The sequence below is a fragment of the Aquipuribacter aurantiacus genome, assembly GCF_051216895.1.
GTDB lineage: Bacteria > Actinomycetota > Actinomycetes > Actinomycetales > JBBAYJ01 > Aquipuribacter.
The window spans coordinates 176,844-201,700 of record NZ_JBPKAO010000005.1 but is presented as its reverse complement, the minus strand read 5'-3'; the positions used below and the strand labels follow the sequence as shown (position 1 = coordinate 201,700).

Annotated in this window: 18 protein-coding genes; 7 read left to right on the top strand and 11 right to left on the bottom strand. The window is 76.2% G+C overall.

From position 1 onward, the window contains the following. Nucleotides 1-2 precede the first annotated feature (2 nt). Nucleotides 3-812 carry a mycofactocin-coupled SDR family oxidoreductase gene (locus ACR80Q_RS09145; RefSeq protein ID WP_435377292.1) on the top strand — a complete coding sequence of 270 codons (810 nt, stop codon included), beginning with the start codon at nt 3-5 and terminating at the stop codon, nt 810-812. Beyond that, nucleotides 809-2,284, top strand: coding sequence for a mycofactocin biosynthesis glycosyltransferase MftF (gene mftF, locus ACR80Q_RS09140; RefSeq protein ID WP_435377291.1), 1,476 nt, complete (start codon nt 809-811; stop codon nt 2,282-2,284). The genes ACR80Q_RS09145 and mftF overlap by 4 nt, the downstream gene beginning before the upstream one ends. Before the next feature lie 20 nt (nt 2,285-2,304). Here mftF and ACR80Q_RS09135 read toward each other — a convergent pair whose 3' ends face one another. The 4 genes from ACR80Q_RS09135 to ACR80Q_RS09120 all read right to left on the bottom strand — a co-directional run bounded on the left by ACR80Q_RS09135 (nt 2,305) and on the right by ACR80Q_RS09120 (nt 8,295). Next, a complete protein-coding gene (locus tag ACR80Q_RS09135) occupies nt 2,305-4,884 on the bottom strand; it encodes a glycoside hydrolase family 2 protein (protein ID WP_435377290.1) in 2,580 nt (859 codons plus the stop codon). Nucleotides 4,885-5,003: 119 nt separating this feature from the next. Beyond that, on the bottom strand, nt 5,004-6,539 hold the full coding sequence (locus tag ACR80Q_RS09130; RefSeq protein WP_435377289.1) for a DUF4153 domain-containing protein: 1,536 nt from the start codon (nt 6,537-6,539) through the stop codon (nt 5,004-5,006). Next, nucleotides 6,536-7,570, bottom strand: coding sequence for a HAMP domain-containing sensor histidine kinase (locus tag ACR80Q_RS09125; protein ID WP_435377288.1), 1,035 nt, complete (start codon nt 7,568-7,570; stop codon nt 6,536-6,538). Before ACR80Q_RS09125 ends, ACR80Q_RS09130 begins: the two co-directional genes overlap by 4 nt. Further along, on the bottom strand, nt 7,567-8,295 hold the full coding sequence (locus ACR80Q_RS09120) for a response regulator transcription factor (RefSeq protein ID WP_435377287.1): 729 nt from the start codon (nt 8,293-8,295) through the stop codon (nt 7,567-7,569). Before ACR80Q_RS09120 ends, ACR80Q_RS09125 begins: the two co-directional genes overlap by 4 nt. A 175-nt stretch (nt 8,296-8,470) precedes the next feature. On the opposite strand from ACR80Q_RS09120, the gene ACR80Q_RS09115 reads away from it, so the two are divergent. Together ACR80Q_RS09115 and ACR80Q_RS09110 are read left to right on the top strand one after the other, a co-directional pair. Then, nucleotides 8,471-9,547, top strand: coding sequence for a fatty acid desaturase family protein (locus ACR80Q_RS09115; RefSeq protein WP_435377286.1), 1,077 nt, complete (start codon nt 8,471-8,473; stop codon nt 9,545-9,547). A 41-nt stretch (nt 9,548-9,588) separates the two neighbouring features. Continuing rightward, complete coding sequence (locus ACR80Q_RS09110; RefSeq protein WP_435377285.1) at nt 9,589-10,944, top strand: TrpB-like pyridoxal phosphate-dependent enzyme; 1,356 nt, start codon at nt 9,589-9,591, stop codon at nt 10,942-10,944. Between the two features lie 3 nt (nt 10,945-10,947). Here the strand turns inward: ACR80Q_RS09110 and ACR80Q_RS09105 are convergent, their stop codons facing one another. Both ACR80Q_RS09105 and wecB read right to left on the bottom strand, forming a co-directional pair. Continuing rightward, entirely contained in the window at nt 10,948-12,219 is a 1,272-nt protein-coding gene (locus ACR80Q_RS09105) for an ATP-binding protein (protein ID WP_435377284.1), read from the bottom strand. Nucleotides 12,220-12,367: 148 nt separating this feature from the next. Then, entirely contained in the window at nt 12,368-13,453 is a 1,086-nt protein-coding gene (gene wecB / locus ACR80Q_RS09100) for a non-hydrolyzing UDP-N-acetylglucosamine 2-epimerase (RefSeq protein ID WP_435377283.1), read from the bottom strand. Nucleotides 13,454-13,672: 219 nt separating this feature from the next. Between wecB and ACR80Q_RS09095 the strand changes: the two genes are divergently transcribed. After that, entirely contained in the window at nt 13,673-16,210 is a 2,538-nt protein-coding gene (locus tag ACR80Q_RS09095) for a hypothetical protein (protein WP_435377282.1), read from the top strand. Nucleotides 16,211-16,256: 46 nt separating this feature from the next. Here ACR80Q_RS09095 and ACR80Q_RS09090 read toward each other — a convergent pair whose 3' ends face one another. Both ACR80Q_RS09090 and ACR80Q_RS09085 read right to left on the bottom strand, forming a co-directional pair. Next, a complete protein-coding gene (locus ACR80Q_RS09090; RefSeq protein WP_435377281.1) occupies nt 16,257-17,186 on the bottom strand; it encodes a hypothetical protein in 930 nt (309 codons plus the stop codon). Beyond that, nucleotides 17,179-18,519 (bottom strand): glycosyltransferase, encoded by a 1,341-nt coding sequence (locus ACR80Q_RS09085; RefSeq protein WP_435377280.1) that lies wholly within the window; start codon nt 18,517-18,519, stop codon nt 17,179-17,181. The genes ACR80Q_RS09090 and ACR80Q_RS09085 overlap by 8 nt, the downstream gene beginning before the upstream one ends. Nucleotides 18,520-18,838: 319 nt before the next feature. Between ACR80Q_RS09085 and ACR80Q_RS09080 the strand changes: the two genes are divergently transcribed. After that, the gene (locus ACR80Q_RS09080; RefSeq protein ID WP_435377279.1) at nt 18,839-20,803 is read left to right on the top strand and encodes a S8 family serine peptidase; all 1,965 of its coding nucleotides are present in this window, start codon (nt 18,839-18,841) and stop codon (nt 20,801-20,803) included. 13 nt (nt 20,804-20,816) lie between these two features. On the opposite strand, the gene ACR80Q_RS09075 is transcribed toward ACR80Q_RS09080, so the two are convergent. Both ACR80Q_RS09075 and ACR80Q_RS09070 read right to left on the bottom strand, forming a co-directional pair. Next, entirely contained in the window at nt 20,817-21,542 is a 726-nt protein-coding gene (locus ACR80Q_RS09075; protein ID WP_435377278.1) for a hypothetical protein, read from the bottom strand. A 21-nt stretch (nt 21,543-21,563) separates the two neighbouring features. Continuing rightward, nucleotides 21,564-21,956, bottom strand: coding sequence for an MmcQ/YjbR family DNA-binding protein (locus ACR80Q_RS09070; protein WP_435377277.1), 393 nt, complete (start codon nt 21,954-21,956; stop codon nt 21,564-21,566). 55 nt (nt 21,957-22,011) lie between these two features. On the opposite strand from ACR80Q_RS09070, the gene ACR80Q_RS09065 reads away from it, so the two are divergent. Next, complete coding sequence (locus ACR80Q_RS09065) at nt 22,012-23,559, top strand: glycoside hydrolase family 3 N-terminal domain-containing protein (protein WP_435377276.1); 1,548 nt, start codon at nt 22,012-22,014, stop codon at nt 23,557-23,559. A 46-nt stretch (nt 23,560-23,605) separates the two neighbouring features. Here the strand turns inward: ACR80Q_RS09065 and ACR80Q_RS09060 are convergent, their stop codons facing one another. After that, a complete protein-coding gene (locus ACR80Q_RS09060; RefSeq protein WP_435377275.1) occupies nt 23,606-24,823 on the bottom strand; it encodes an MFS transporter in 1,218 nt (405 codons plus the stop codon). Between the last annotated feature and the right edge of the window lie 34 nt (nt 24,824-24,857).

Genomic DNA, 24,857 nt, shown 5'->3' with positions numbered 1-24,857 from the left:
CCGTGGCTGCCGCACCGCCCGGGGCCCGTCGCGTGGCCGTGGTCACCGGGGCCGGCCGGGGCATCGGCGCCGCCACCGTCGCGGCGCTCGTGGCCGACGGGCTGTCCGTCGTGGCCGTCGACTCGTGCGCCGACGACCCCGCCGTCGGCTACCCGCTGTCCCGGCCCGAGGACCTGGACGCGCTGGCCGCGCGGTGGCCGCGCCAGGTCGTCACCGTCATCGCCGACGTCCGCGACCCGGACGCGGTGCGCGGCGCCGTGGACGTGGCCCGCGAGCGCTTCGGCGGCCTCGACGTGGCTGTCGCCGCCGCGGCCGTGGTGGCGGGCGGGCAGCCGCTGTGGCAGACCCCGGCGGCGCAGGTGCACGCCCTGCTCGACGTCGACGTGCTGGGGGTGCTGCACCTGGTGCAGGCCGCGGTCCCCGTGATGCTCGAGCGCCCCGCACCGCGGCAGGGGCGGGTCGTCGCCCTGGCCTCGGCGGCCGCGCACACCGGCCTGTGGCACCTGGCGGCCTACTGCGCGGCCAAGCACGCGGTGCTCGGGCTGGTGCGCGGGCTGGCGGCGGACCTGGTGGGCACCGGGGTCACCGCGACGGCCGTGTCCCCCGGGTCGACGGCCACGCCCATGCTGCGGGCCACCGCCGACCTGTACGGCCTGGCGGGCGACGCGGGCCTGACGCAGCTGGCCGAGCGGCAGGGGGGACGGGTGCTGGACACGGCCGAGGTCGCGGCCACGGTGGCGTGGCTGTGCTCCCCGGCCGCCTCGGCGGTCACGGGCACGGTGGTCCACGCCGACGGCGGGTTCGCGGGGTGAGCACCACGGCCCGCGGGCCGGGGGACGGCCCGGTGCCGGTGGGCACGGTGTGCGTCCTGGACCCCGACGTCGTCAGCGGCGACGGGGGCCGCATCCTGCTGGGCGGGTCCCCCGCGGTCATGCTGGTGCTGCGCCCGGCGGCGGTGTCCCGCGTCGTCGACGGGCGCGTGGTCGTCACCGACCGGGTCGCCGGGGTGCTGGCCCGGCGGCTCACCGACCGCGGCCTCGCCCACCCCGAGGCCGACCCCGGCCTGCCCGGGTGCCCCACGGCGGCCGACGTCACCGTGGTGGTCCCGGTCCGGGACAACCCGGCCGGGCTGGCGCGGCTGCTGGCGTCGCTGCCGCCGGTCGGCCAGGTCGTGGTGGTGGACGACGGGTCGTCGGACCCCGGACCCACGGCGCGGGTCGTCACCGGCCCCGGTCGCACCCTGCTGCGCCACCCGACGTCCCGCGGGCCGGCCGCCGCCCGCAACACGGGCCTGCGCGAGGTGCGCACGGACGTGGTCGCGTTCCTGGACTCCGACGTCGTGCCCGACCCGGGCTGGCTCGACCCGCTGCTCGGCCAGCTGGCGGACCCTTTGGTCGGCCTCGTCGCCCCGCGCATCGCCGGACTCGTCGGCGGGCCGCCCGGGGCGTCCGGAGCGTCCGGGGCGTCCGGGCCGCCCGCGGGGACGACGGCCGGGTCGGGGTGGGTCGCGGCCTACGAGCACGCCCGCTCGTCGCTCGACCTGGGCCCGCGCCCGGCCCGGGTGCAGCCCGGCGGGCGCGTGTCCTACGTGCCGAGCGCGGCGCTCGTGGCCCGGGTCCGCGCGCTGGGCGACGGCTTCGACGAGACCCTGCGGGTGGCCGAGGACGTCGACTTGCTCTGGCGGGTCCACGAGCAGGGCTGGCGGTGCCGCTACGAGCCCGCCTCGACGGTGCGTCACGACCACCGCACCCGGGTCGGGGCGTGGCTGCGGCGCAAGGCGTTCTACGGCACGGGCGCCGCCGAGCTCGACCTGCGCCACCCCGGCCAGGTGCCGCCGCTGGCCACCCCGCTGTGGTCGGCGCTGCTGGTCGCGGCCCTGCTGGCCCAGCGGCCCTGGTCGGTGCCGGTCGCGGTGGCGGTCCAGGCCGCGGCGACGGCCCGGCTGGCCCGGCGGCTGCGGGCCTGCCCCCACCCGGTCGAGGCCGCGGTGCGCACTGCGCCGCGCACCACGGTGGGGGCGCTGCTGCAGACGGCGTCGGCGCTGGTGCGCACCTGGTGGCCGCTGTCGGCCCTGGCCTGCCTGGTCTCCCGCCGGGCCCGCCGGGCCGTACTGGTCGCGGCGGTGGTGGACGGCGTCCTGGACCACCGGCGCACCCGACCCGCCCTCGACCTGCCGCGCTACGTCCTGGCCCGCCGCCTGGACGACCTGGCCTACGGCTGGGGCGTGTGGCAGGGCTGCCTCCGGCGACGCCGGCCCGGGCCGTTGCTGCCGCGGCTGCGCTGAGCCCCGCCCGGCGGTGACGCTCAGCCGCGCCCGCCCAGCAGGTCGTTGGCGCAGCGCAGCACCTCACGGTCGAGCAGGGAGTCCGGGTCGGCGAGCGGGCGGCAGCGCACGAGCAACGAGACGCGCTCCCCCGGCAGCAGGGTCAGGAGCATGTCGTCGACCACCGCCTCGGGGTCGACGCCGTCGGCCAGCAGCGCGAGGTCCTTGACGAGGTCGAGGGCCTCGACGTCCACCCGGTACCCGTCCCGGACCGTCGTCACGGTCGCGCGGAACGGCAGGACGGGCAGCGGGAGGTCCCGGTCCTCGGCGAACCACCAGAACGCCCTCGCCGCGACCGCCGGCTCCGACCCGACCGTCTCGCCGGGCACCCGAGCGGCCGAGCCTGCGACGGCCCGACCGACCGCACCGCCCCCGCCCCCGCCGTCCTGGAACGTCGCCACGAGCACCTCGCCCCGCGGGTCGCCCGGTCCGGCCACGTCGGCCGGGACGACGACCTCACGGGTCGCCCGGGCCGGGACGTCCACCGGCAGCGTCACCGACGCGAGCTCCGTGCCGTCCAGCCCGAGCCGCCGCACGACCAGCTCACCGACCAGCGCGTCGGCGTGGTCGTCGACCACCACGACGGCCAGGTCGTCCCCGCGCGGCTGCACCGTGACCAGCCGGTCGGCGTGGGCGTGGCGCAGCGCGTACAGCGTGGGCTTCGCGCGCCCGTCGCCGTCGACGGCCGACCACGACGTCACCGGCCAGCAGTCGTTCAGCTGCCACACGATGCTGCCGGAGCAGTGCGGGCCGAGCGCCCGCAGGTGCTCCACCGCGGTCCGCACCGCGCGCGCCTGGTTGAGCGACATCGCCCAGTGCCAGTCCCGCATGTGGTCGGGCACCGGCAGGTGACGGACCAGGCCCCGCTCGAGCTTGCGCTGGCCCTCCATCGCCTTCTGGTGCACGAGCATGCCCGGCGACTGCGGCGTCAACGGCTCGTCGGACACCGACCGTCGCAACGTCGACCAGGTGGGCGGGCCCTGCCAGCCGAACTCGCTCGTGAACCGCGGCCGGTGCGCCCGGTAGTCCAGGTAGTCGCGCTCGTTCCACACGTCCCACACGTGCGTCAGGCCGTGGGCGTCGGCGTTGGGATGACGGACCTCGCCGCCCGGCCCGGCAGGGGAGAACGGGCTGCCCGGCACGTAGGACCGGCCCGGGTCCAGCTCGGCCAGCAGGTCCGGCAGCAGCCGGGAGTAGTAGCCCTCCCCCCAGGTCTTGCCGTCCAGGCGCACCTCCCACTCCCAGTCCACGAAGCCCCACAGGTTCTCGTTGCCGCCGTTCCACAGCACCAGGCTCGGGTGCGGCGACAGCCGGGTGACGTTGTCGCGGACCTCGGCGACGACCTCGCCGCGCAGGGGCTCCTCCTCCGCGTAGCAGGCGCACGCGAACAGGAAGTCCTGCCAGACCAGCAGCCCCCGCTCGTCGCACTCGTCGTAGAACGCGTCGGCCTCGTAGATGCCGCCGCCCCACACCCGGACCAGGTTGACCCCGGCATCCTCGGCCTGCTCAAGGCGACGCGCGTAGCGGGCCCGGTCGACGCGGTGCGGGAACGCGTCGTCGGGGATCCAGTTGACGCCGCGCACGAACACCGGCTCCCCGTTCACCAGCAGCGTGAACGCGGTACCGGCCTCGTCGGGGGTGCTGCGCCACTCCACGTCGCGGAACCCGACCCGGCCGTGCCAGTCGGCGATCACCTCACCGCGGTCGTCGACGAGCCCGACCACGACGTCGGACAGGGGCTGGTCGCCGTGGCTGCGCGGCCACCACGGCTGCGCACCCGGCACGTCGACGTCCAGGTCCACGGTGGTCGCCCCGGACGAGACCTGCACCTGACCGGCACCGGTCGCACCGGGTCCCGTGACCGACACCCGCACCGTCAGGTCCCCGGACGCCCCGGGCGCGTGCTCCAGGTCCACCGCCACCCGCAGCCGTCCTCCCCCGTCGACCAGCGACGTGGTCGGCCGCACGCCGACGACCCGGGCCGTGGACCACTCGAGCAGCTCGACCGGCTTCCAGATCCCCGCCGTCACCAGGTCCGGGCCCCAGTCCCAGCCGAAGTTGCAGGCCATCTTGCGGACCGCGTTGTACGGGTGGTGGTTGACGTGCGGGCGGGTACCCAGCGCCAGGGACTGCGCGTCGGCGTACCGGACGGCGCTGGCGAACCGCACCGTCAAGGTGTTCGCACCGACGACGAGCCGGTCGGTGACGTCCACGACGTGGGTGCGGTGCTGGTTCGCCGCCTCCAGCAGCGGCGAGCCGTTGAGCTCGACGTCCGCCACCGTGTCCAGCCCGTGCCACACCAGCGAACGCCGCTCGCCCGCCCCGGGCTGCCAGTCGAACGTCGTCTCGTAGACCCAGTCCGTGAGCCCGATCCAGGCCAGCAGGGCCTCGTTGTCGTCCAGGTACGGGTCCGGCACCAGCCCGGCGGCGAGCAGGTCGGTGTGGACCGTCCCCGGCACGGTCGCGGGCACCACGCCGGCGTCACGGACGTGGTCGGGGACCGGGCCGTCGGCCGGGCGCAGGGTCCAGCCGTCGTGCAGCGACCGGGTGGTGACGGACATGGGGGCACCTCTCGTCGACGACCACCCACCCTGGGCCCTGGGGCACCGGCGCCACCACCGCGGCACGCGGACGACGCCGCGTCGGACGACGGGACCGGCCCCTCAGCGGGACCGGCCCCTCAGCGGGTCCGGCTCCCGGCGGCCGGGCAGGTCGCGCCCGCAGCGAGGCCCGCGGGGTCCAGCACCGGGGCCGCTCGCAGCCGGGCGACGTTGACGGCGTACCAGGCGTCCGGCGGCGACCCCACCATCGCGGTGAGCACGCAGGAGCGCTCGGGCTCGGGCAGCCGGGCCACGGCCGGCACGGCGTCGGCGGACAGGCCCTGCAGGTAGGCCAGGTCGAGGGCGCCGCTGCGGGAGAACCGGTCGACGTTGTACGAGGCCGCCGTGGCGTCCGGCCCGACGAGCGCCAGCAGCAGCACCGCGCCGCCCGCCGTGACCGCGACGGCTCGCGGCAGCAGCCCCGACCGCCGCGTCAGCCAGGTGAGGGCGACCAGGACGACGACCACCGCGAGCCAGACCTCGAACACCACGACGTACAGGCGCATGGAGGTGGCGCCGAGCTGCCCGGTGTAGAAGGCCATCCGCGACAGCGCGCCGGCCACCACCGCCAGGACCAGCAGGGACATCGTCCCGCCCCCGACCAGCAGCAGGCGGACCTGCCGGGCGTCGCCGCGGTCGACCCGACGGGCCGACCAGCCGAGCGTCAGCAGCAGCAGGGCCGTCACCGCCACCAGCTGCCCGAAGCCCTCGCGCGCCCACTGCGCGGGGGTGACCCCGGTGCCGGCCAGCGCGGCCTCGGGGTCGAACAGCACCGCGCCCTGCACGATCAGGAACAGCAGCAGCACGGCGTCGGCCAGCAGCAGCGGCAGCGCCCACTCCGCGGCGGACGGGCTCGGACGCGGGGTGCCGCGCTCGGGGGACGGCGGCGCCAGGGACGCCACACCCAGCCCGAGCACCATCAGGGCCGCCAGGACCCCCAGCGCCAGTCGGGGACCGAGCTCGTCGGGGACCCGGAGGGCCACCAGCCGCGCGAACGCCGGGTCCGCGGCGGCCAGCAGCTGCACGAGCACGACGACCAGGACGACCCCCGCGGCGGCCCCGCGGGCCCACGCCCACGGGTGCGCGGGTGCGCCCACCGCCACCGGGGGACGCCGGAGGAGCCACGCCAGGCCGCGGAACCCCGAGACGGCCCAGAGCACGGGCGCGGCCGCCAGCCCGGACCAGGCCCTTCGCTCCAGCGACACCATGGCCAGCAGGCCCAGGCACGCCGCGGTGCCCAGCGCGGCCAGCTGCCCCTCCGCGCGCAGCGACGGCACCAGGGCGAGCAGCCCGGCCAGCCCCAGCGCCGCCCGGTCACCGGGCAGCCCGGCGCGGCCGCGGCGGTGCAGCACGACCACGACCACGGCCCCCAGCAGCAGCACCGTGAGCGGGAGCCCGGCCCGCTGGTCGAGCAGCGTGGCCGAGGCCAGCAGCCCGGTGAGGGCGCAGGCCGCCAGGAGCGACCACGGCGTGCGGCGCTGCGGGGCCGGCCACCAGGGCGGACGCGGCGGGCCCAGGACGGGCGGGACCCCCGGGGGTGGTGCCGCGGCGGGCACGGCCGTCACCGCGACCCCCTCCCCCGACGGGCCCGCGACCGGTCCAGCGAAGCCGCTCACGCGTCCACCCGCCCCGGCAGCTCGACGCGCACCCGGCAGCCCACCTCGCCGGGGACGACCGCGATCCGCCCGCCGTGCAGCGCCACCGCCCAGCGGGCGATGGCCAGGCCGAGGCCGGTGCCACCGTCGCCCGGCAGGCCGGCCCCGCCGCGCCGGAACCGCTCGAACACCTCCGACCGGTGCTCGGCGGGGATGCCCGGGCCGTCGTCCTGCACCTCGACGACCACTGCGCCAGCGGCAGGCCCCGGTCGGGCCGACACCCGCACCCGACCGTCGGTCCCACCGTGCCGGCACGCGTTGTCCAGCAGGTTGGTCAGCACCTGGCGCAGCCGCGGCTCGTCGGCCCAGGCGCGGGTGCCGGCCGGCACGTCGACGTCGACCGGACGGTGCCGGTGGGCGCTGCGGACCTGCGCCACCACCTCGCTCACCAGGACCCCCAGGTCGACGTCGGCGGGGTCGAGCTGCTCGGCCCCGCCCTGGGTACGGGCCAGGTCGAGCAGGTCGTCGAGCAGCAGCCCCATCCGTTCGACCTGCACCAGCGCGTCGCCGAGCGCCTCGTCGTCGGCGACGCGCACCCCGTCGACGAGGTTCTCCAGCTCGGCGCGCAGCGCGGCGACCGGGGTCCGCAGCTCGTGGGCGACGTTGGCGAGCAGGGCCTGCCGCTGCTCGTCGGCCTCGGCGATCTCCCGGGCCATCGTGGTGAACGCCCGGGCCAGCTCGCCGACCTCGTCCCGGCTGCTGGTGGCGACCTCGGTCGCGGGGCGTCCGGCGGCCATCTCGCGGGCGGCGGCGGTCATCTGGCGCAGCGGCGACGTCATGCCGTGCGCCAGCACGTGGGTGATCAGCAGGGCGACCGCCATCGCGAGCACCAGCGTCCACAGCACCGGCACGCCGAGCGCCCGCGGGCCCAGCTGGGCCACCAGCAGACCGACCGCGAGGCTGGCCGCGACGACCAGGCCGAGCTTGACCTTGATCGAGCGCACCGGGTCCAGCGGCCGCAGGTCCACCCCGTGCCCCGGCTCGCCCCTCACGCCACGACCTCCAAGGCGTAGCCGACGCCCGCGACGGTGCGGATCCGGTCGGGACCGAGCTTGCGGCGCAGCGCCTTGACGTGGCTGTCGACCGCCCGGGCGGCGCCGGCACGGGCCCCCGAGCCGTCGTCGGGCCAGGCCCAGACCTCGACGAGCAGCCGCTCCCGCTCGACCACCGTGCCGGGGCGGCGGGCCAGGGCCAGCACGAGGTCGAACTCGGTCCGGGTCAGGTGGACCGGTACGTCGCCCACGACGACGCGGCGGGCGCCCGGGTCGACCCGCAGTCCGCCGACGTCCAGGGCGGCCACGGGCGCCTGCTGCTCGGCGGCCAGCACGGCCGCCCGCTCGACGCGTCGCAGCAGCGCGGCCACCCGGGCGACCAGCTCCCTCGGGCTGAACGGCTTGGTCAGGTAGTCGTCGGCGCCGACCGCCAGACCGACCAGCCGGTCGGTCTCCTCCGCCCGGGCGGTCAGCATCAGCACCGGCACCGGGCGGCGGGCCTGGACCCGGCGGCAGACCTCGATGCCGTCCAGGCCGGGGAGCATGACGTCGAGCACGACCACGTCGGGCGGGTCGGCCTCGGCGACCGTCACGGCGGAGCGCCCGTCGTGCACCACCTCGACCACGTACCCCTCGCTGACCAGCCGTCGTCGCACGGCGTCGGCGATCGCCGGGTCGTCCTCGACCACCAGCACGCGACGACCCGTCGTCCCCCTGCTCTGCATGACGTCGACGCTATCGGCGGGCGCCCGCGGACCACCGGCAGGAACCGTGGAGATCCCGTGGAGATCACCGCCCGCCACGGGTCGCCGGGCGCCGCGGCAGGGCGCACACTGACGAGGAGTGCGGCACCCGGACCCGTGGGGCACAGGACGCGAACCCCGCTGACGGAGGCCCTGCATGAGCACCCTGACCCCTGACCGCCGCCCGCCGCGGGACCACCAGCAGACGCTCTACGCCGAGCTGTCCGCCGAGGTGAAGGGCATGGGCCTGCTCACCCGGCGACCGGGCTGGTACCTCACGCGCATCGCCGTCGGCGGCGTCGTGCTGCTCGCGCTGGTCGTCGTGCACGTGCTGCTCGGCGACACCTGGTGGCAGCTGCTGCTGGCCGGGGTCACGGCCGTGGTGCTCACGCAGGTCGCGTTCCTGGGCCACGACGCCGCGCACCGGCAGGTGTTCGCGGGCGGGCGCGCCAACGACTGGACCGCCCTGGTCGTCGTCAACCTGATGCTGGGGATGAGCTACGGCTGGTGGACGGGCAAGCACAACCGCCACCACGGCAACCCCAACCGGATCGGCAAGGACCCCGACATCACGTCCTCGGTGATCGCCTACACCCCGGGCGCGGTGGCCTCGCGCACCGCGCTCGGCCGCCGGCTGGCGGGACGGCAGGGCTGGTTCCTGTTCCCGCTCATGCTGCTGGAGGGCCTGGCCCTGCACGCCCACGGCGTCCGCGCCGTCTTCGGGCGCCGCAGCTTCGCCCGCCGCCGGGTGGAGGCCGCCCTCCTGGTGGCCCGCCTCGGTGGCTACGTCACGGTCCTCCTGCTGGTCCTGCCGCCCGGCAAGGCCGCGGCGTTCCTCGGCGTGCAGGTCGCGCTGTTCGGGCTCTACATGGGGCTCGCGTTCGCGCCCAACCACATCGGCATGCCCGTCGTGCCCGCCGACTTCAGCCTGGACTTCCTGCGCCGGCAGGTGCTGATGAGCCGCAACGTGGCCGGCGGGCGCGGCGTCGAGGTCTTCATGGGCGGGCTCAACCTGCAGATCGAGCACCACCTCTTCCCGAGCATGCCCCGGCCCCACCTGCGTCGGGCCCAGCCGGTGGTCCAGGCCTTCTGCGAGCGCCACGCCGTGCCCTACTCCCAGCCCTCGCTCGGGCAGGCCTACGCCCGGGTGACCCGGTACCTCAACCGCGTCGGCGGCGCGCGGCCGGACCTGTTCCAGTGCCCGCTGGTGGCGCAGTACCGGCCGCGCACGTAGGCCGCCCTTCCCGCCGCGACGGGGTCGGGTTAACGTCCGCCATGCCTCAGCACAAGATCCTCCTCGACGAGTCCGAGATGCCCACCCGCTGGTACAACCTCGTCGCCGACCTCCCGTCGCCCCCGCCGCCCCCGCTGCACCCCGGTACCCACGAGCCGGTGGGCCCCGAGGCGTTCGAGGCCCTGTTCCCGATGGCCCTCATCGAGCAGGAGGTGACGACCGAGCGCTACGTCGACATCCCCGAGGCCGTCCTCGACGTCTACCGGCTGTGGCGGCCGAGCCCGTTGTACCGGGCGCACAACCTGGAGAAGGCCCTCGGCACCCCGGCCAAGATCTACTACAAGTACGAGGGCGTCAGCCCGGCCGGGTCGCACAAGCCCAACACCGCCGTGCCGCAGGCGTACTACAACGCGCAGGCCGGCGTGAAGAAGCTGACCACCGAGACCGGCGCCGGGCAGTGGGGCACGGCGCTGGCCTTCGCCTGCGCCCTGTTCGACCTGACGTGCGAGGTGTGGCAGGTCGGCGCCAGCTACGACCAGAAGCCGTACCGCCGGATGATGATCGAGGCGTTCGGCGCCGTGGTGCACCGCTCCCCCAGCGCGCTCACCGCGGCTGGCCGGGCCATCCTGGCCGAGCGCCCGGACCACCCCGGCTCCCTCGGCATCGCCATCAGCGAGGCGGTCGAGATGGCCGCCCCCGACCCGGAGGTCCGCTACGCCCTGGGCAGCGTGCTCAACCACGTGCTGCTGCACCAGACCATCATCGGCGAGGAGGCGCTGCTGCAGCTGGCCAAGGTGGGCGACACCCCCGACGTCATCGTCGGCTGCACCGGCGGCGGGTCCAACTTCGCCGGGCTGGCGTTCCCGTTCCTGCGCGAGAAGCTGGCCGGTCGCAACGACGCCGTCATCCGGGCCGTCGAGCCCTCGTCGTGCCCGTCGCTGACCCGTGGGGTCTACGCCTACGACTTCGGCGACACGGCGGGGCTCACGCCGCTGATGAAGATGCACACCCTCGGCCACGACTTCGTCCCGGACCCCATCCACTCCGGCGGCCTGCGCTACCACGGCATGGCTCCGCTGATCAGCCACGTCTACGACCTCGGGCTGATGGAGGCCATCAGCGTGCAGCAGACCGAGGCGTTCGCGGCGGGGCTGCAGTTCGCCCGCACCGAGGGCATCCTCCCGGCGCCCGAGCCGACCCACGCCCTGGCCGCCTGCATCCGCGAGGCGCTGGAGTGCAAGGAGTCCGGGGAGGAGAAGGTGATCCTCACCGCGCTGTGCGGGCACGGCCACTTCGACCTGGCCGCCTACGACAGCTACCTGTCGGGGCGGATGACCGACGAGGACGTCAGCCCCGAGCGGTTCGCCGAGGGGCTCGCGACGGTGCCGGTCGTCTGAGGGTCACACCCGCCCGACGGTCGCGATGTCCTCGTGGAACTGCGCGGCCTGCTCGGGCGACACGGTGGCCCGGGTGGCGCGGATCGCGTCGAGGTAGTCCCTCGTCGCCGGTCCGCGCCGCCCGCCCGGCTCCTCGTGCAGCGCGGCCTCGAACGCCCGCTGCGACGCCTTGCGGGCCGCGTACTCGATGTCGGCCGGGGAGAACCCGTCGCTCGCGGCGACCACGGCCGCCAGGTCGAGGTCGGCGTGCGCGGCCGCCGGGACGTAGCGGGCCCAGATCGACCCGCGGGCGTCGGCGTCGGGCAGCCCGATCGGGATGACGTAGTCGAAGCGGCCGTGCCGCAGCAGCGCCTCGTCCAGGGCACGGACGAAGTTGGTCGCGCACACCAGCAGCCGGCCCTCCTGCTCGCGGAACGCCGGGATGGTCTTGAGCAGCTCGTTGGTGACCCCCTGCAGCGGTGACGGCGGCTCCCCGGAGCGCCGGGCCGCGATCTCCTCGACCTCGTCGATGAACACCACGGCGTGCTCGAGCTCGGCCACCTTCTGGAACGTCTGCCGCAGCGCGGCCGCCAACCCGGCGGCGTCCGAGGCCAGGCGGGACGGGAAGATCTCGACGAAGGGCCACTCCAGCCGGCTGGCGATGGCCTTCGCGAACGTCGTCTTGCCGGTGCCGGGCGGCCCGAACAGGACGACGGCCCGCGGCGGGACCACCCCCATCTCGTCGGCCAGCTCGGGCTGGGCCAGCGGCATGACCAGCTGCCGCTCGAGGACGTCCTTCTCGTGCGTCATGCCGCCGATGGCGTCCCACAACCCGTGCGGCAGCAGCCGTCCGCCCAGCTCGGCCAGCGACTCGCGCTCCTTGTGCTGCACCGGCAGCTCGCGCTCCAGGTAGCGCAGGTGCTTCTTCTCCTCGAACCCGCGCTCGGTGAACGCCTCGTCGTGGGCGACCTCCTCCGGCAGCAGGACCGACAGCGTCGACAGCCCGGCCGGCGCCATCGACGCCTCCAGCGCGGCCAGCAGCGCGGCGGCCACCTCGTGGCCACCACCCGCGGCGTGCACGAACACCACCCAGCCCTGCGAGCGCGCCGCCCGACCGACGGCGGCACCCACCAGCTCACCACCGTCCACCGCGACCACGGCGTGGTCGGAGCGGCAGGACGCCAGGACCTCCGCCAGGGAGTAGACCGGCTCCCCCGCGGTCTCCCGCTGCTCGGACCACAGCCGCAGCACGCCGTCCAGGTCACCGGGGTGGAAGTCACGCACGCGAACGACCATGGAGTGCCTCCTCGGCCCGTCGGCGACGGCGGGTCCACGACGGGGTGGGTCGGACAAGCTCTGCTGCGGGGACTCTAGGCAGGCCCACCGACCGGGCGTGCGGCGGGGTCTCCTCCTGCCGAGCGGGCGTCCGGGCGAGGCCGTCGCGTCAGGAGCGGCGCTCCACCCCTCCGGTCAGGGCGGCGGCGACGGCGACGGCGGCGTGGCCGTCGCCGTAGGGCCGCCCCTGCGGCGCCGACGGGGTGTCGCGCAGCACCGCGTCCGCCAGCCCGTCGGGCTCCGGCGCCAGCACGTTCCAGCCGTCGGCGAGCGTCTCGGTCCACTCCGTCTCGGTGCGCAGCGTCGTGCAGGGACGCTCCAGCAGGTAGGTCTCCTTCTGCAGCCCGCCGGAGTCGGTCACCACGCCGCGGGAGCCGAGCACCGCCGCGACCGTCGCCGGGTAGGGCGCCGGGTCGACGGGGACCAGCGAGCCCGCGGTCAGGTCGATGCCGTGCTCGAGGGCCCGGGCCCGCAGCCGCGGGTGCACCAGCAGGAGCACCGGCACGGGCAGCGTCGCCATCGCCTGGACGAGCGCACGGAGCCGCTGCGGGTCGTCGGTGTTCTCCGCCCGGTGCAGCGTGGCGAGGAGGTAGTCCTCGCCGAGGCCCTCGGGGCGGATCGAGGCCGCCTCCGGCACCTCGCCGGCGAGCACCGCGTCGCGCACCCGCAGGCACACGTCGGCCATGACGTCACCGACGACCTGGGTACGCGCGGCCAGGCCCTCGCGGCCCAGGTGCTCCGCGGCCAGCAGGGTCGGCGCGAGCAGGAGGTCGGCCGCGTGGTCGGTGAGCACGCGGTTGTGCTCCTCGGGCATCCGCCGGTTGAAGGAGCGCAGGCCCGCCTCGAGGTGCGCGACCGGCAGGTGCATCTTCACCGCGGACACCGCGGCGGCCAGCGTGGAGTTCGTGTCGCCGTACACCAGGACCCAGTCCGGGCGGTGCTCCTCCAGCACGCCGTCCAGCGCCGCCAGCATGGCGCCGGTCTGCCGACCGTGGCTGCCGCTGCCGACGCCCAGGTCGACGTCCGGGACCGGTATCCGCAGGTCGGCGAAGAACACGTCGGACATCCCGGCGTCGTAGTGCTGACCGGTGTGCACGATCACGTGCTCGGTGCCGGGCACGGCGGCGAGCGCCTCGGCGACGGGGGCGAGCTTGACGAACTGCGGCCGGGCCCCGACCACGCTGAGGATCTTCATGGCGCCGACCCTAATCGGACGGCCGCCCGAGGGACGATCCGGGCGAACGACGCTGGGCGCGCAGGCCGGTATGTTGACGCCCGCGGCTCTGTCGCCCGCCGGGGGGCCTCGCCGTGGACCGATGTCGACGACCGCCTCGTGAACGGGTCGCGACCAGCCCTTGGTGACGCACGCGTCACCTGACAGTGGAGGTGGCGACACCTGAGCCAGCACCGCCTGATGGTCGTGTCCGGGGACGACCCGCTGGTCGACCGTCGCGCCGCCGCGGTCGCCGTCTCGGCGAGCGCCGCGGGGTGGCAGGTGACCCTCGTCGGCCGCAGCGACGCCGCCGACCACGGCGCCCCCACCGACGGCGACGTGGTCCGGTCCCGCTGGCGCGGTGCCGACCTGCTGCGGCTGCCGTGGCCCACGAGCACCGACCCGGACGACGCCCTGCTGCGTCGTGACCCCGTCTACCGGGCCATCACGGCCTTCGGCTACCCGGACCGGACCACTGCCGCCGCCGTCGGCCGCGGCCTCGCGGTCCGCCGTCGACGGGTGGTGGTCTCCCGCACCGGCCACGGTCCGGCCCCCTCCCCCGCCCACGTCGCCGTCGTGCTGGCCGGCGGGCTGCACAAGGCCCGCACCCGTCTGACGTCCGCCACCAAGGTGTCGGCGCTGGCCCGTCGTCGGCGCGACACCCACCGCTCCGCCGCCGCGGCCGATGCCGTCGAGCTCGAGTGGGGACGCCGCCTGGACGGTCTGGTGACCGAGGCGGACGTGGTGTGGGTGGTGGGCGACCTCGTCCTCGCCGCAGCCGCGGGAGCCGTGACCCGGCTGGGCGACGAGGGACCGGCCCTGGTCTACGACGTCCGGTCCGACCTCACCTCCCCCGACGCCGACCGGCCGGGGACCCGGCAGCGTCGCCGGGCCGCCGAGGACCGCCACGTCGGTGCGGTCGACCTGCTCGTGGTCCCGTCCCCTCCCCTGGCCCGGCGGGTCACCTCCCGCTGGCAGGCACCGACGGCGCTGGTCCCCGAGGCCCCCGTGCCTGCGGCCGCGTCCCCCGAGGACGCACCCGGGCTGCGGGAGCAGGTCGGTGCTAGCGAGCGGGACGCCCTCGTGGTCGTCCCCGACGCGCACCACCGGCACGTGACCGAGGCCGCCCGCACCGTGCTGGAGACGCTGCCGGACCTGCCGAAGGTGCGGTTGGTGCTGCTCACGACCCGGTCGGAGCGGGCGCTGCGCAAGCTCCGGGAGCGGGCCTGGGAGCTCGGTGTGCACAGCCGCGTGCACCTGCTGCACGACCCGCCGGACGTGGCGCTGCTACGGCGTGTCGACGACGCCGACCTCGGCCTCGTGGCCCGGCCCCCCGGTGGGCAGCGCGGCCTCGTGCCGCCCTCGACCTACGCCTCGCTCGTGGCCGCGGGGGTGCCGGTGCTGGTCGCAGCCGACCCGCTGCTGCGCGACGCGGTCGTGCACGACGGGTCCGGGGACGTCGTGGACACCGGCGACGCCCGGGCGCTGCGGCGGGCCCTCCAGCGCTCGGTCCGCTGGTCCGCCGTCGTCCGGCGCCGGCTCGCCGAGCACCCGCCGGTGGTCCCCACGTGGGACGACGCCGCCTTGTCGACGGTCCTGCAGCGCGTCACCGGGGCCCCGGCACCGGTCGCCGCGGGCGGCACCGGGGTGGACAACGGGCTGGAGCGGCAGGACGGCGTCCCGGTCGACCACCGCTTCCTGGGCGTCGGGCCGGCCAACTTCGCCGGCCAGGGCCATCTCTGGGCGACGGCGGCCCGGAGGGCGGTCCCGGGGCTGCGCACGGAGGTGTTCGCCATCCGTCGGCCCGGTCTCACCTTCCCGGCGGACCGGTTGCTCGAGGGCCGCGCCCTGCGCGGGCTGGCGGCGCAGGTGGCCGAGCAGCAGCACGTCCTGTCCTCGTACACGCACCTGCTGGCCGAGGCGAACCGACCGGTGTTCGGCGGGTTGAACGGGGACGACCTGTCCGGCGACCTGCCGGCGTTGCGGCGGTACCGGGTCGTGGTCGGTCTGGCGCTGCACGGCTCGGAGGTCCGTGACCCGGTCGCCCACGCCGAGCGCGTCCCGTGGTCCCCGTTCGCGGTCCGCGACGAGGACGACCAGACCTACGTGGACGCGATGGCCGGTTTCGTGGCGCGGACCAAGGCGCTGGTCGAGTCGTTCGACGGCCCGGTGTTCGTGTCCACCCCGGACCTGCTGGACGACGTCCCGGACGGCATCTGGCTGCCGGTGGTCGTCGACACCGACGGCCCGGTCGGCGAGGTCCCGCTGCTCGGTGAGCGCCCCGTCGTGGTGCACGCCGCGTCGAGCTCCAGGCTGAAGGGCAGCGCGGTGGTGGACGACGTCCTCGGCCGCCTCCACGAGCGCGGCGTCGTGGAGTACCGCCGGTTGCGTGGGGTGCGTCCGGAGCAGATGGCCACCGAGCTGGCCGCGGCCGACATCGTGCTCGACCAGTTCGCGCTGGGCAGCTACGGCGTGCTCGCGTGCGAGGCGATGGCCGCCGGCCGCGTGGTCGTGGGGCACGTGCGCCCCGAGGTCCACGAACGCGTCGGACGGCCGGTACCGATCCGGGAGGCGACACCGGACACCCTGGAGCAGGTGCTTCTGGACGTGCTCTCCGAGCCGGCGGGGGCCCGGGAGCTGGCGGCGGCCGGGACGTCGTTCGTGCGCGAGCTGCACGACGGGCGACTCTCCGGCGAGCTGCTCCGGACCCACCTGCTGGACCGCCAGCCGGACGAGTGACGTCGGGCGGCCCGGGCCCCGTGGGGAACGGCCCGCCCACGCTCCCTCACCGGGGCGCCGCCACGTCCTGACTGCTCGCCCAGGTCCTCACCCGGTGCCGCACCGCCGCGCGGACGGCCGCGGAGTTCACCGAGCCCCGGGAGGCCAGCCCCGGGTCTGACCGCAGCAGCCGCCAGACGAGCGCCTGCGCCTCCACCGGCGCCACCACGACGTCGACCCCGAGGTCGTGCGGGGAGGTGACCGGCACCCGGGACAGCGCCCGACGGGCCAGCAGCGCAGGACCGATGCGCACCATCAGCCCCGACCAGGGCCGGTGCACGCGCTGCGCGCCCGCGTCGCGCCAGCGGTCCAGCGCGTCCAACCGCGGCAGCAGGGACGTGGCCGCGCGCCCCGCCGGGCCCGGGAGCACCCGACCGGCCAGCCGCGCGGCCCGTCGGGCCAGCCGCAGCACGACCGCGGGCCCGCGCAGCACGAGCAGCCGCTCGAGCCGGTCGGGCAGCCAACGGGAAGGGGCGGTGCCGATGTCGACGACGTCGGCGGCGACCGGGAGGCCTCCGCCGGCCGCCACGTGGGTCGTCGCCCACACGGTGAGGCGACCCCCCACCTCGGACACGAACGTCTGCGCCTGGTGCGCGAGGCGCGCGTTGCCCGGCTGGACGGCCACCACCAGGACATGGGGCTCGGTGTCCGGCAGGCCGGTCTCACCTGCGAGGCGTCGCTCGAGCAGGTCGACGACGGCGGTGCGGTCGGCCTCGACGACGTCCTGCCGCGCCAGGTCCTCCTGGGCGGCTGCGACCAGGTCGGCGTCCGTGGGGTCGGCCACCAGCCGGAGCAGCCCGAACGACAGCGCCTCCCGGACCGCGGTGGCGGCCCCGGGGACGTCCGGCAGGACGACGGAGCCCCCCTCGCGCAGGACCGGCAGCCACGCACCCACCTCGGCGGGGTCCGTGGACCCCAGCAGCACGGGCTCACCCACCGGCGACCACCTCTCTCAGCTCGACGTCCACCAGGCCGACGAGGCGACCGCGCTCGAACCGGCGGGCGTAGTCACGGGCGGCCTCGACGTCGGCCTCCGTCAGCGTCGCGGCCTGCTGGGCCGCGGACCGGAACGCCGCCGCGAGCGCGTCGGGCTCCAGGCTCTCCGCGACGTGGACCAGCGGGTGCCCGCGGCTGACGTTGACCGCGTCGCAGGCCGGGTCGCACGCGAGCACCATCGGCTTGCCGACCGCCATGCTCTCGAAGATCTTGCCGGAGGTGATGAAGCGGCCACCGGCGACCAGCAGGACCAGGACGTCGAGCTTACCGTACACCTCGGGCACCTCGAGCTTGGGGACCGGTCCGCGGTAGACGACCCCGGAGCTCGCGGGGTCGGGCAGCAGCGCCTCGATCCGGGCGCGGGACCGGGCGAAGAACCCGAGCCGGCCCCAGATGTCGAACTCGGCGTCGGCGAGGTCGCCCGTACGGGCCCGTCGCCAGCCCTCCCACACCTGCTCGTGGGGGTGCAGCTCGGTGACGGTCCCGACGAAACCGAAACGCGGTGTCCGCCCGGGCTGCGGCGGGGCGTAGTCCGCGAACGTCGTGACCTCGGGGTCGTAGCCGTTGTGCACCACCCGCATCCGGTCGGCGGCGTCCGGGTACCGCTGGGCGTGCCACTGGCGCAGGCCCTCGTTGACGAAGACCACCCGCGCGGCCGAGCCGATCATCCGTCGCTCCCAGCCCCAGGCGATGTGGTCCGGGGGCAGACCGGGCTGCTCGGTGACCATGTCCAGGGTCCAGGCGTCGCGGTAGTCGAGCACGTAGGGGATGCCCGACAACCGGTGCACGGCCCACGCCGCCGCGAACGCGCTCCACGGGTTCCCGCTGGCGAGCACGACGTCGACCGGGTCCGTGCGGTGGGTGCGGAGAGCGGCCCGCACCAGACCGGGGATCCAGCCGGCGTAGCGCTCCGGGAAGACGCGGGTCTGCACGAGGTTCCACACGTCGTCGTGGACCTGGCGGAAGGTGCCGCGAAGCCAGCCCCACTTGCGGACGTCGCCGACCAGGTGGTCCTGGCGCATCGGCACCCGCACCACCTCGACGCGGGGGTCGACGTGGTCGAGCAGGCTGTCGTCGCGCGAGCCGGTGACGTCGTCGAAGAAGGACTCCGCGACCGTCAGCACCGTCACCCGCCACCCGAGCGCGGCGAGGTGGTTGGCGGTGCCGAGGCCCCGGTAGGCCCCGCTGCCGCTGGACGGCGGGAAGCCGAGGACCACGAGCACCACGTGCGGGGGGCGCCCCCCCGGGGTGGCGGGTCGACGCGCAGAGGGCACGGATGGGCTCCGGGGAAGACGACGTTCGGGCGGTGGTCACCGGGCGGGACGGCCGCCGGTCGCGTCACCCTAGCGGACCCCCGACGCAGGTCCACGACCTGCGGGCGGAGACCGATGCCGGCCGAGGCGGGCGTTGGGCCGAACCGGTCCGTCCTTCGCCGGTACGGGGCAAAACCGCCCGCGGCGCGCGGGCCCAAACCTACGCTGGCCCGACGCCCGGCGGCCGGCTCGGCGCAGCTCCTCCCGACCACGCGCGCGAGCGCCTGCCCCCTGGTGGACCACGATGCCTCTCCTGCCCCTTCCCCGCGGTTGTCGCCCGGTGGTCTCCGCCCTGACCGGGGCCGTGCTCGTCGTGACGCTGACCGGTCCCGCCGGCGCCACCGTCCCGGTCGCCCCGCCGGTGGACGAGCGGGTCACCGCCGCGGTCGCCGACCTGCCCGACGACGGCGAGGTCCGCGTCGTGTCCGTCGAGCTGGACGACGACCGCCCGGTCGTGACGGTGGAGACCGCCGCCGACCCGTCGGCCGCCGAGGACCTGCTCGTGCAGCGGGCGGCGGACGACGACGTGGTGTCCCTGGGGCTGGACTCGGTCGTGCGGACGGCCGACCACGCGGTCAGCACCGACCCCCTCCGGGTCGAGCAGTGGGGCATGGGGACGCTGCGGGCCGAGCACGTCTGGTCCAGCAGCCGGGGCGACGGCACCGTCGTGGCCGTCATCGACTCCGGCGTGGACGGCACCCATCCCGACCTGACCGGACGGGTGCTGCCCGGCGCGGACTGGGTCGAGGCCGGCGGGGACGGCTGGGCCGACCGCGACGGCCACGGCACGCACGTCGCCGGCGTCGTCGCCGCGGTCCCGGGCAACGGCATCGGTGTCGTGGGTCTGGCCCCCGGCAGCCAGGTGCTGCCGCTGCGGGTGCTGGACGAGAACGGCGAGGGGTACTCCTCGGACGTGGCCGACGCGGTGGTCGAGGCCGCGCTCTACGGGGTCGACGTCATCAACCTGTCGCTGTCGAGCGACTACGACGACCCGTGGGTGGCGGAAGCGGTCGAGTACGCCCTCGGCGAGGGGGTCGTGGTCGTGGCGGCGGCCGGCAACGCCGGGGACGTCGGCAACCCCGTGCAGTACCCGGCGGCCACCGCCGGGGTCATCGCCGTGGCCGCCAGCGACATCGACGACCGGGTGCCGTCGTGGTCGAGCCGGCACCCCTACGTGGCCGTGGCGGCGCCCGGTGACGAGATCGTCTCCACCGTCCTCGACGGCGGGTACGACTGGTACAGCGGCACCTCGATGGCGACCCCGCACGTCGCCGCGACGGCAGCCCTGCTGCGGTCGGCGAGCCCGACCGCGTCCGTGGCGTCGATCCGTCGCGCACTGACCTGCACGGCGGTCGACATCGAGGCGGCGGGGACCGACACCCGGTCCGGGCACGGCCGCATCGCGCCGGTCGCCGCGCTGCTGGCGGTCGACGGGGCCTGCCCGGTCCCGCCGGCCCCGCCGGCGCCGGCGCCGACGCGGCTGCCGGGGCTGCCGCGGGACCTGAGCGGTGACGGCCGTGCGGACGTGCTGGGCGTGGACGGGGCCGGACGGCTGTGGCTGTACCCCGGGACCGGGACCGGCTTCTCGAGCCGGCGTCAGGTCGGGGTGGGGTTCGGCGCACGTGACCTGCTGGTGCAGGTCGGGGACTTCGACGGCGACCGCCGCGGCGACCTGATCGCCCGCAACCCCGCCGACGGGTCGCTGTGGCTGTACCGCGGCAACGGCAGGGGCGGCTGGCTCGGCTCGGTGAGGATCGGGCAGGGCTGGGGCGGTTTCGACGCGCTGCTGTCGCCCAGCGACTTCAACGGCGACGGCACCAACGACCTGCTGGCCCGCCGCACCGACGGCACGATGTGGCTGTACCCCGGCAACGGCCGGGGCGGGTTCCTCAGGGCCTCGCAGGTCGGGCAGGGCTGGGGCCAGGTCGACCTGGTCTCCGTCGCCGGGGACTTCGACACCGACCGCCGCCCCGACGTCATCGCCCGCGGCGCCGACGGGCGGCTGTGGCTGTACCGCGGCAACGGGCAGGGCCGGTTCCTGTCCGGCCGGGTCCAGGTCGGCAGCGGCTGGGCCACCATGGCCTCCTTGCTGGGCCCGGGCGACTTCGACGGCGACGGCCGACCCGACCTGCTCGCCGTGACCAGCACCGGGACCCTGCGGCTGTACCCCAGCACCGGCAACGGCGGTTTCCGCGGCTCCCGCCAGATCGGCGTCGGCTGGTCCACCATGCGACTGGCCCGCTGACGGGGCAGGCGGCTCAGCCGAACGAGCAGCCCGTGGCGCACGACAGCTGCGCCACGACGACCGGGCGTCCGGCGTCGTCCACCACCTCGACGGTGTCCACCCGGAGCCCGACGGGCAGCTGGTCGGCGGCGATGCCGTAGCTGGGCAGCAGGTCGGTGCCGGTCAGGTCGACGTCGAGCCCGGCCGCGACGGCGCTGACCGGCTCGACCACCAGGCCGCCGTCGCCGACCCGGACGAGCACCTCGACCTCCACGGGCACCTCACCCAGGAGCGGGAGCTCGTAGGGCGCGCTCACCCGGACCCGGTCCGGCGGGACCGCCACCGCGGACCCGGTGACGGCCTCGGCCAGGGCGGGGTCCAGCTGGGACGCGACGGCGGTCGCGGCGTCCAGCCGGAGGGTGGCGTCGAGGCCGCGGACGGACCGCCCGTTCGTCGACACCCCGGTGGCGTCCAGCAGCAACCCCTCCACCGGCACGCCCTCGACGACACCGTCGGAGGCGGTCACCCGGATCCCCTCGAACCGACCGGTCACCAGGGCCACGAGGGCCAGGCCCTCGACGTCGGCCGTGACGTCCCCGAACCCGGCCCCGTCGTCGCTCGCCTGCCGCAGCTGACGTTCGACCTGCTCGGCGACCACGGCCTCGACCTGCCCCCGGGCGAACCACTCAGCCCCCAGGGCGACGCCCCCGAGCAGGACGAGGACGACGAGCAGGGCGGCGAGCGAGCGCAGGGCGGACACCCACCCATCGTGCCTGCTCCCTCACCCGCGGGCGTCGAGGACCCGGAGCATCCGGACCAGCGCGACCTGCCGGTAGGAGTCCTCGACGAGCTCGGCCAGCTCCTCCCAGTCCGCGTCGGCCTGCCCGGGCAACGGCCGCAGCTCGAACGCCAGCCACCCGCTCGGGCCGTAGTACGGCGGCACCGACGCCCGCGGGTGGTGCAGCAGGGCCTCGCGGTCGGTCCCGTCCGGGCGGACCACCAGGCGGGTGTCGCCCTCGCCGGCGATGCCGAGCTGCGCGAAGACCCGCCGACCGGCGAAGAAGGTGGGCCGCCCGTGGGACTCCTTCTCGCTGGTCTCCGGCAGCGCCAGGCAGACGCTGCGGGTACGGGCGAGCAGCGGGTCGTCCTCGTCGTACATGCGTCGGTGCCCCATGCCGGGCAGCGTGGCAGCGACCTCCGACAGGCACCGGAGGAGGCATCCTGGCCCCGTGGACGACGTCGAGCAGGTGCACCGGGTCGAGGCGACGAGCAGCCTCCGACGGCTGGCGCTGGGTGTGCTCATGGGGTGCTTCGAGGGCACGGCGCTGCCGGCGTGGGTGGCGCAGGACCTCGCCGACGGGCTGGGCTCGGTGTGCCTGTTCGGCTCCAACCTGACCGGGGACGACCAGCAGGCCGCCGACCTGGTCGCGCAGGTGCACGCCGCCCGACCCGACTGCCTGGTGGCCCTGGACGAGGAGGGCGGTGACGTCACCCGGCTCGACCAGCACGTCGGCAGCCGCACCGTCGGCGCCGCGGTGCTCGGGGCCGCGGCCGACGTCGACCTGACCCGACGGGTCCACGCCGACCTCGGCGAGCGGCTGGCGGCGGTGGGCGTCGACCTCGACCTGGCCCCGGTGCTGGACGTCAACAGCGCCGCCGACAACCCCGTCATCGGCAGCAGGAGCTTCGGGGCCGACCCGACGGACGTCGAGCACCACGGCACCGCCGCGGTACGAGGGCTGATGGACGCGGGGGTGGCGGCCTGCGTCAAGCACTTCCCCGGCCACGGCGACACCCGTCAGGACTCCCACGTGCAGGCACCGGTGCTGGACGTCCCGCTGGAGCTGCTGCGGGCGCGCGAGCTGCTGCCGTTCGCCGCGGCCGTCGCGGCCGGCGCGGAGGCCCTGATGACGGCCCACGTCCGGGTGCCGGCGCTGGACCCGGACCACCCGGCGTCCACCAGCGCCCGCACCACGTCCCTGCTGCGGGACGAGCTCGGTTTCGACGGCGTCGTGGTCACCGACGCGCTGGACATGGCCGGGGTGAGCGGTCCTCAGGCGCACGGGTCGGTCGAGGCCGCGGCGGTCGCGTCGTTGACCGCGGGGGCGGACCTGCTCTGCCTGGGCGCGGACTGGGACCGGGACCGGGTGCACCGGGTCGTCGACGCCGTCGTACGGGCGGTGGGCGACGGCCGGCTCGAGCAGGAGCGCCTCGTCGAGGCGGCGGGCCGGGTGTCGGCGCTGGGCCACCGCGCGCGGCAGCGACGCGAGCGCAGGTCGCCCACCCGCCGGACCCCGCAGGCGGAGGCGGCCGCGCGGGCCGCCGTCACCACGGCCGCCTGGACGGCGACCCGGGTGAGCGGGCAGGTCCCCCCGGTGGCCGGGGCCGTGGTCGTGAGGCTGGTGGACCGGGCCAACGCCGCCGTGGGCGAGGTCCCGTGGGGGCTGCTGGGACCGCTGCAGGAGCGCGTCGACGGGGTCACCGGGTGCGACGCCCTGCCGTCGTCGGACCCCGCCGCCGTGCTCGCGGGCGGCGCGGGTCGACCGCTGGTCGTCGTGTGCCGCGACAGCCACCGCTCCCCCGACGTGCGCCGCTGGCTGGCCGCCGTGCTGCGGCACCGGCCCGACACCGTGCTGGTCGACCTGGGCTGGCCCGCGGAGGCGACCCCGGTGCCGCCGGCCGGGGCGCTGGTCCGCGCCCACGGCGCCGGCCCGGCGTCCGCGGCCGCCGTGGCCGACCTTCTCGCCGGCCCCGGCGCCGCGCCCCGACCCCGCTGACGGACGACGGCCCCGCCCGGCCGTGGGGCACGGACGGCGGCCCCGTTCAGCTGCGGCCGGGAGCGGTCTCCGGCATCCGCAGCGCGGCGAACCCGGCGAGCGACACCACGACGGCACTCACCGCGAACGCGAGCGGGTAGCCGCTGCCGTCGGCCAGGGCGCCGGCGGCGAGCGGTCCGCAGATGGCGCCGAGGTCGCTGGCCATCTGGAACACGGCGACGCGGGCCCCGGTCCGGCCCAGGTCACCGACCAGCGCACCCGGGGCGCTGGCGAGGAACGCGGCACCGGCCCCGAAGCCCGCCATCGCCACCCCCGCGACCACGAGCCCGACCGTGCCGGTCACCGGTACCGCGAGCAGCCCGACGAAGGCCGCGCCCAGCCAGGAGCCCAGGACGATGGCGGGGCGGCGGCCCCGGGTGTCGGCCAGCCCACCGGCGAACCGCAGGGTCAGGCCCTGGGCGAGCGCGCCGAGCAGCAGCACCACACCGGCCACGGTCGCCGTGCCGCCCAGGTCCACCACGTACAGCGTCACCAGCGAGTTGCGCACCCCGAAGAGCATCCAGCCGACCCCGAGGTTGGCCACCAGGGCGACGAGGAACACCGGGTGGGCGATCATGCGACGGGTCTCGGCGAGCCGTTCGCCCAGGGGCAGCGCCGCCGGTACCGCCTGGGTGTCCCGGGCCGGCGGCGCGGGCAGACCCAGCCGCGCGACGGTCGCCGCGACGGCGAGGAACCCGGCGTAGGTGACGAAGGGCAGCCACACGGCGACGTCGGTGAGCAGCCCGCCGAAGCCCGGGCCGACCGTGCCCCCGAGCAGGAACCCGCCCTGGAACGTCGCGGTGGCCCGGCCCCGCGACGCCGCCGGGGCGACACGCAGCAGCAGGGTGAGGGCGGCGATGGTGAACGCGGCCGAACCGGCCCCGCCCGCGGCCCGCAGCAGGACGAACACCACGAAGCTGGGGGCGAACCCGGCCGCACCGCTGGTGACGGCCACGACGAGGCAGCCGCCGACCAGGACGGGACGCTCGCCGTAGCGGGCCACCAACCGCCCTCCGGCCGGCCCGCTGACGAAGCGGAAGAACGCGAACGCGCTCACGGCCAGGCCGACGGCGGTCCGCCCCACGCCGAAGCCGTCGGCGTACAGGGCGATCGCGGGCACCACGATGCCGAACCCCAGGGCGACGACGAACGCCACCGCACCCAGCACCCAGACCGGGCGGGGCAGGGGCTCGCGCACGGCCGTGGCCGTCGAGGGGCTGCCCACCCCCGTGATCATGCCGCAGCCGTCACCGGCCCAT

What these genes read in the sequence shown, in the direction of transcription:
- ACR80Q_RS09135 (WP_435377290.1), bottom strand. Translation starts at nt 4,884, where the DNA reads ATGTCCGTCACCACCCGGTCGCTGCACGACGGCTGGACCCTGCGCCCG.
- ACR80Q_RS09120 (WP_435377287.1), bottom strand. Translation starts at nt 8,295, where the DNA reads ATGCAGAGCAGGGGGACGACGGGTCGTCGCGTGCTGGTGGTCGAGGAC.
- ACR80Q_RS09115 (WP_435377286.1), top strand. Translation starts at nt 8,471, where the DNA reads ATGAGCACCCTGACCCCTGACCGCCGCCCGCCGCGGGACCACCAGCAG.
- ACR80Q_RS09110 (WP_435377285.1), top strand. Translation starts at nt 9,589, where the DNA reads ATGCCTCAGCACAAGATCCTCCTCGACGAGTCCGAGATGCCCACCCGC.
- ACR80Q_RS09105 (WP_435377284.1), bottom strand. Translation starts at nt 12,219, where the DNA reads ATGGTCGTTCGCGTGCGTGACTTCCACCCCGGTGACCTGGACGGCGTG.
- wecB (WP_435377283.1), bottom strand. Translation starts at nt 13,453, where the DNA reads ATGAAGATCCTCAGCGTGGTCGGGGCCCGGCCGCAGTTCGTCAAGCTC.
- ACR80Q_RS09095 (WP_435377282.1), top strand. Translation starts at nt 13,673, where the DNA reads ATGGTCGTGTCCGGGGACGACCCGCTGGTCGACCGTCGCGCCGCCGCG.
- ACR80Q_RS09070 (WP_435377277.1), bottom strand. Translation starts at nt 21,956, where the DNA reads ATGGGGCACCGACGCATGTACGACGAGGACGACCCGCTGCTCGCCCGT.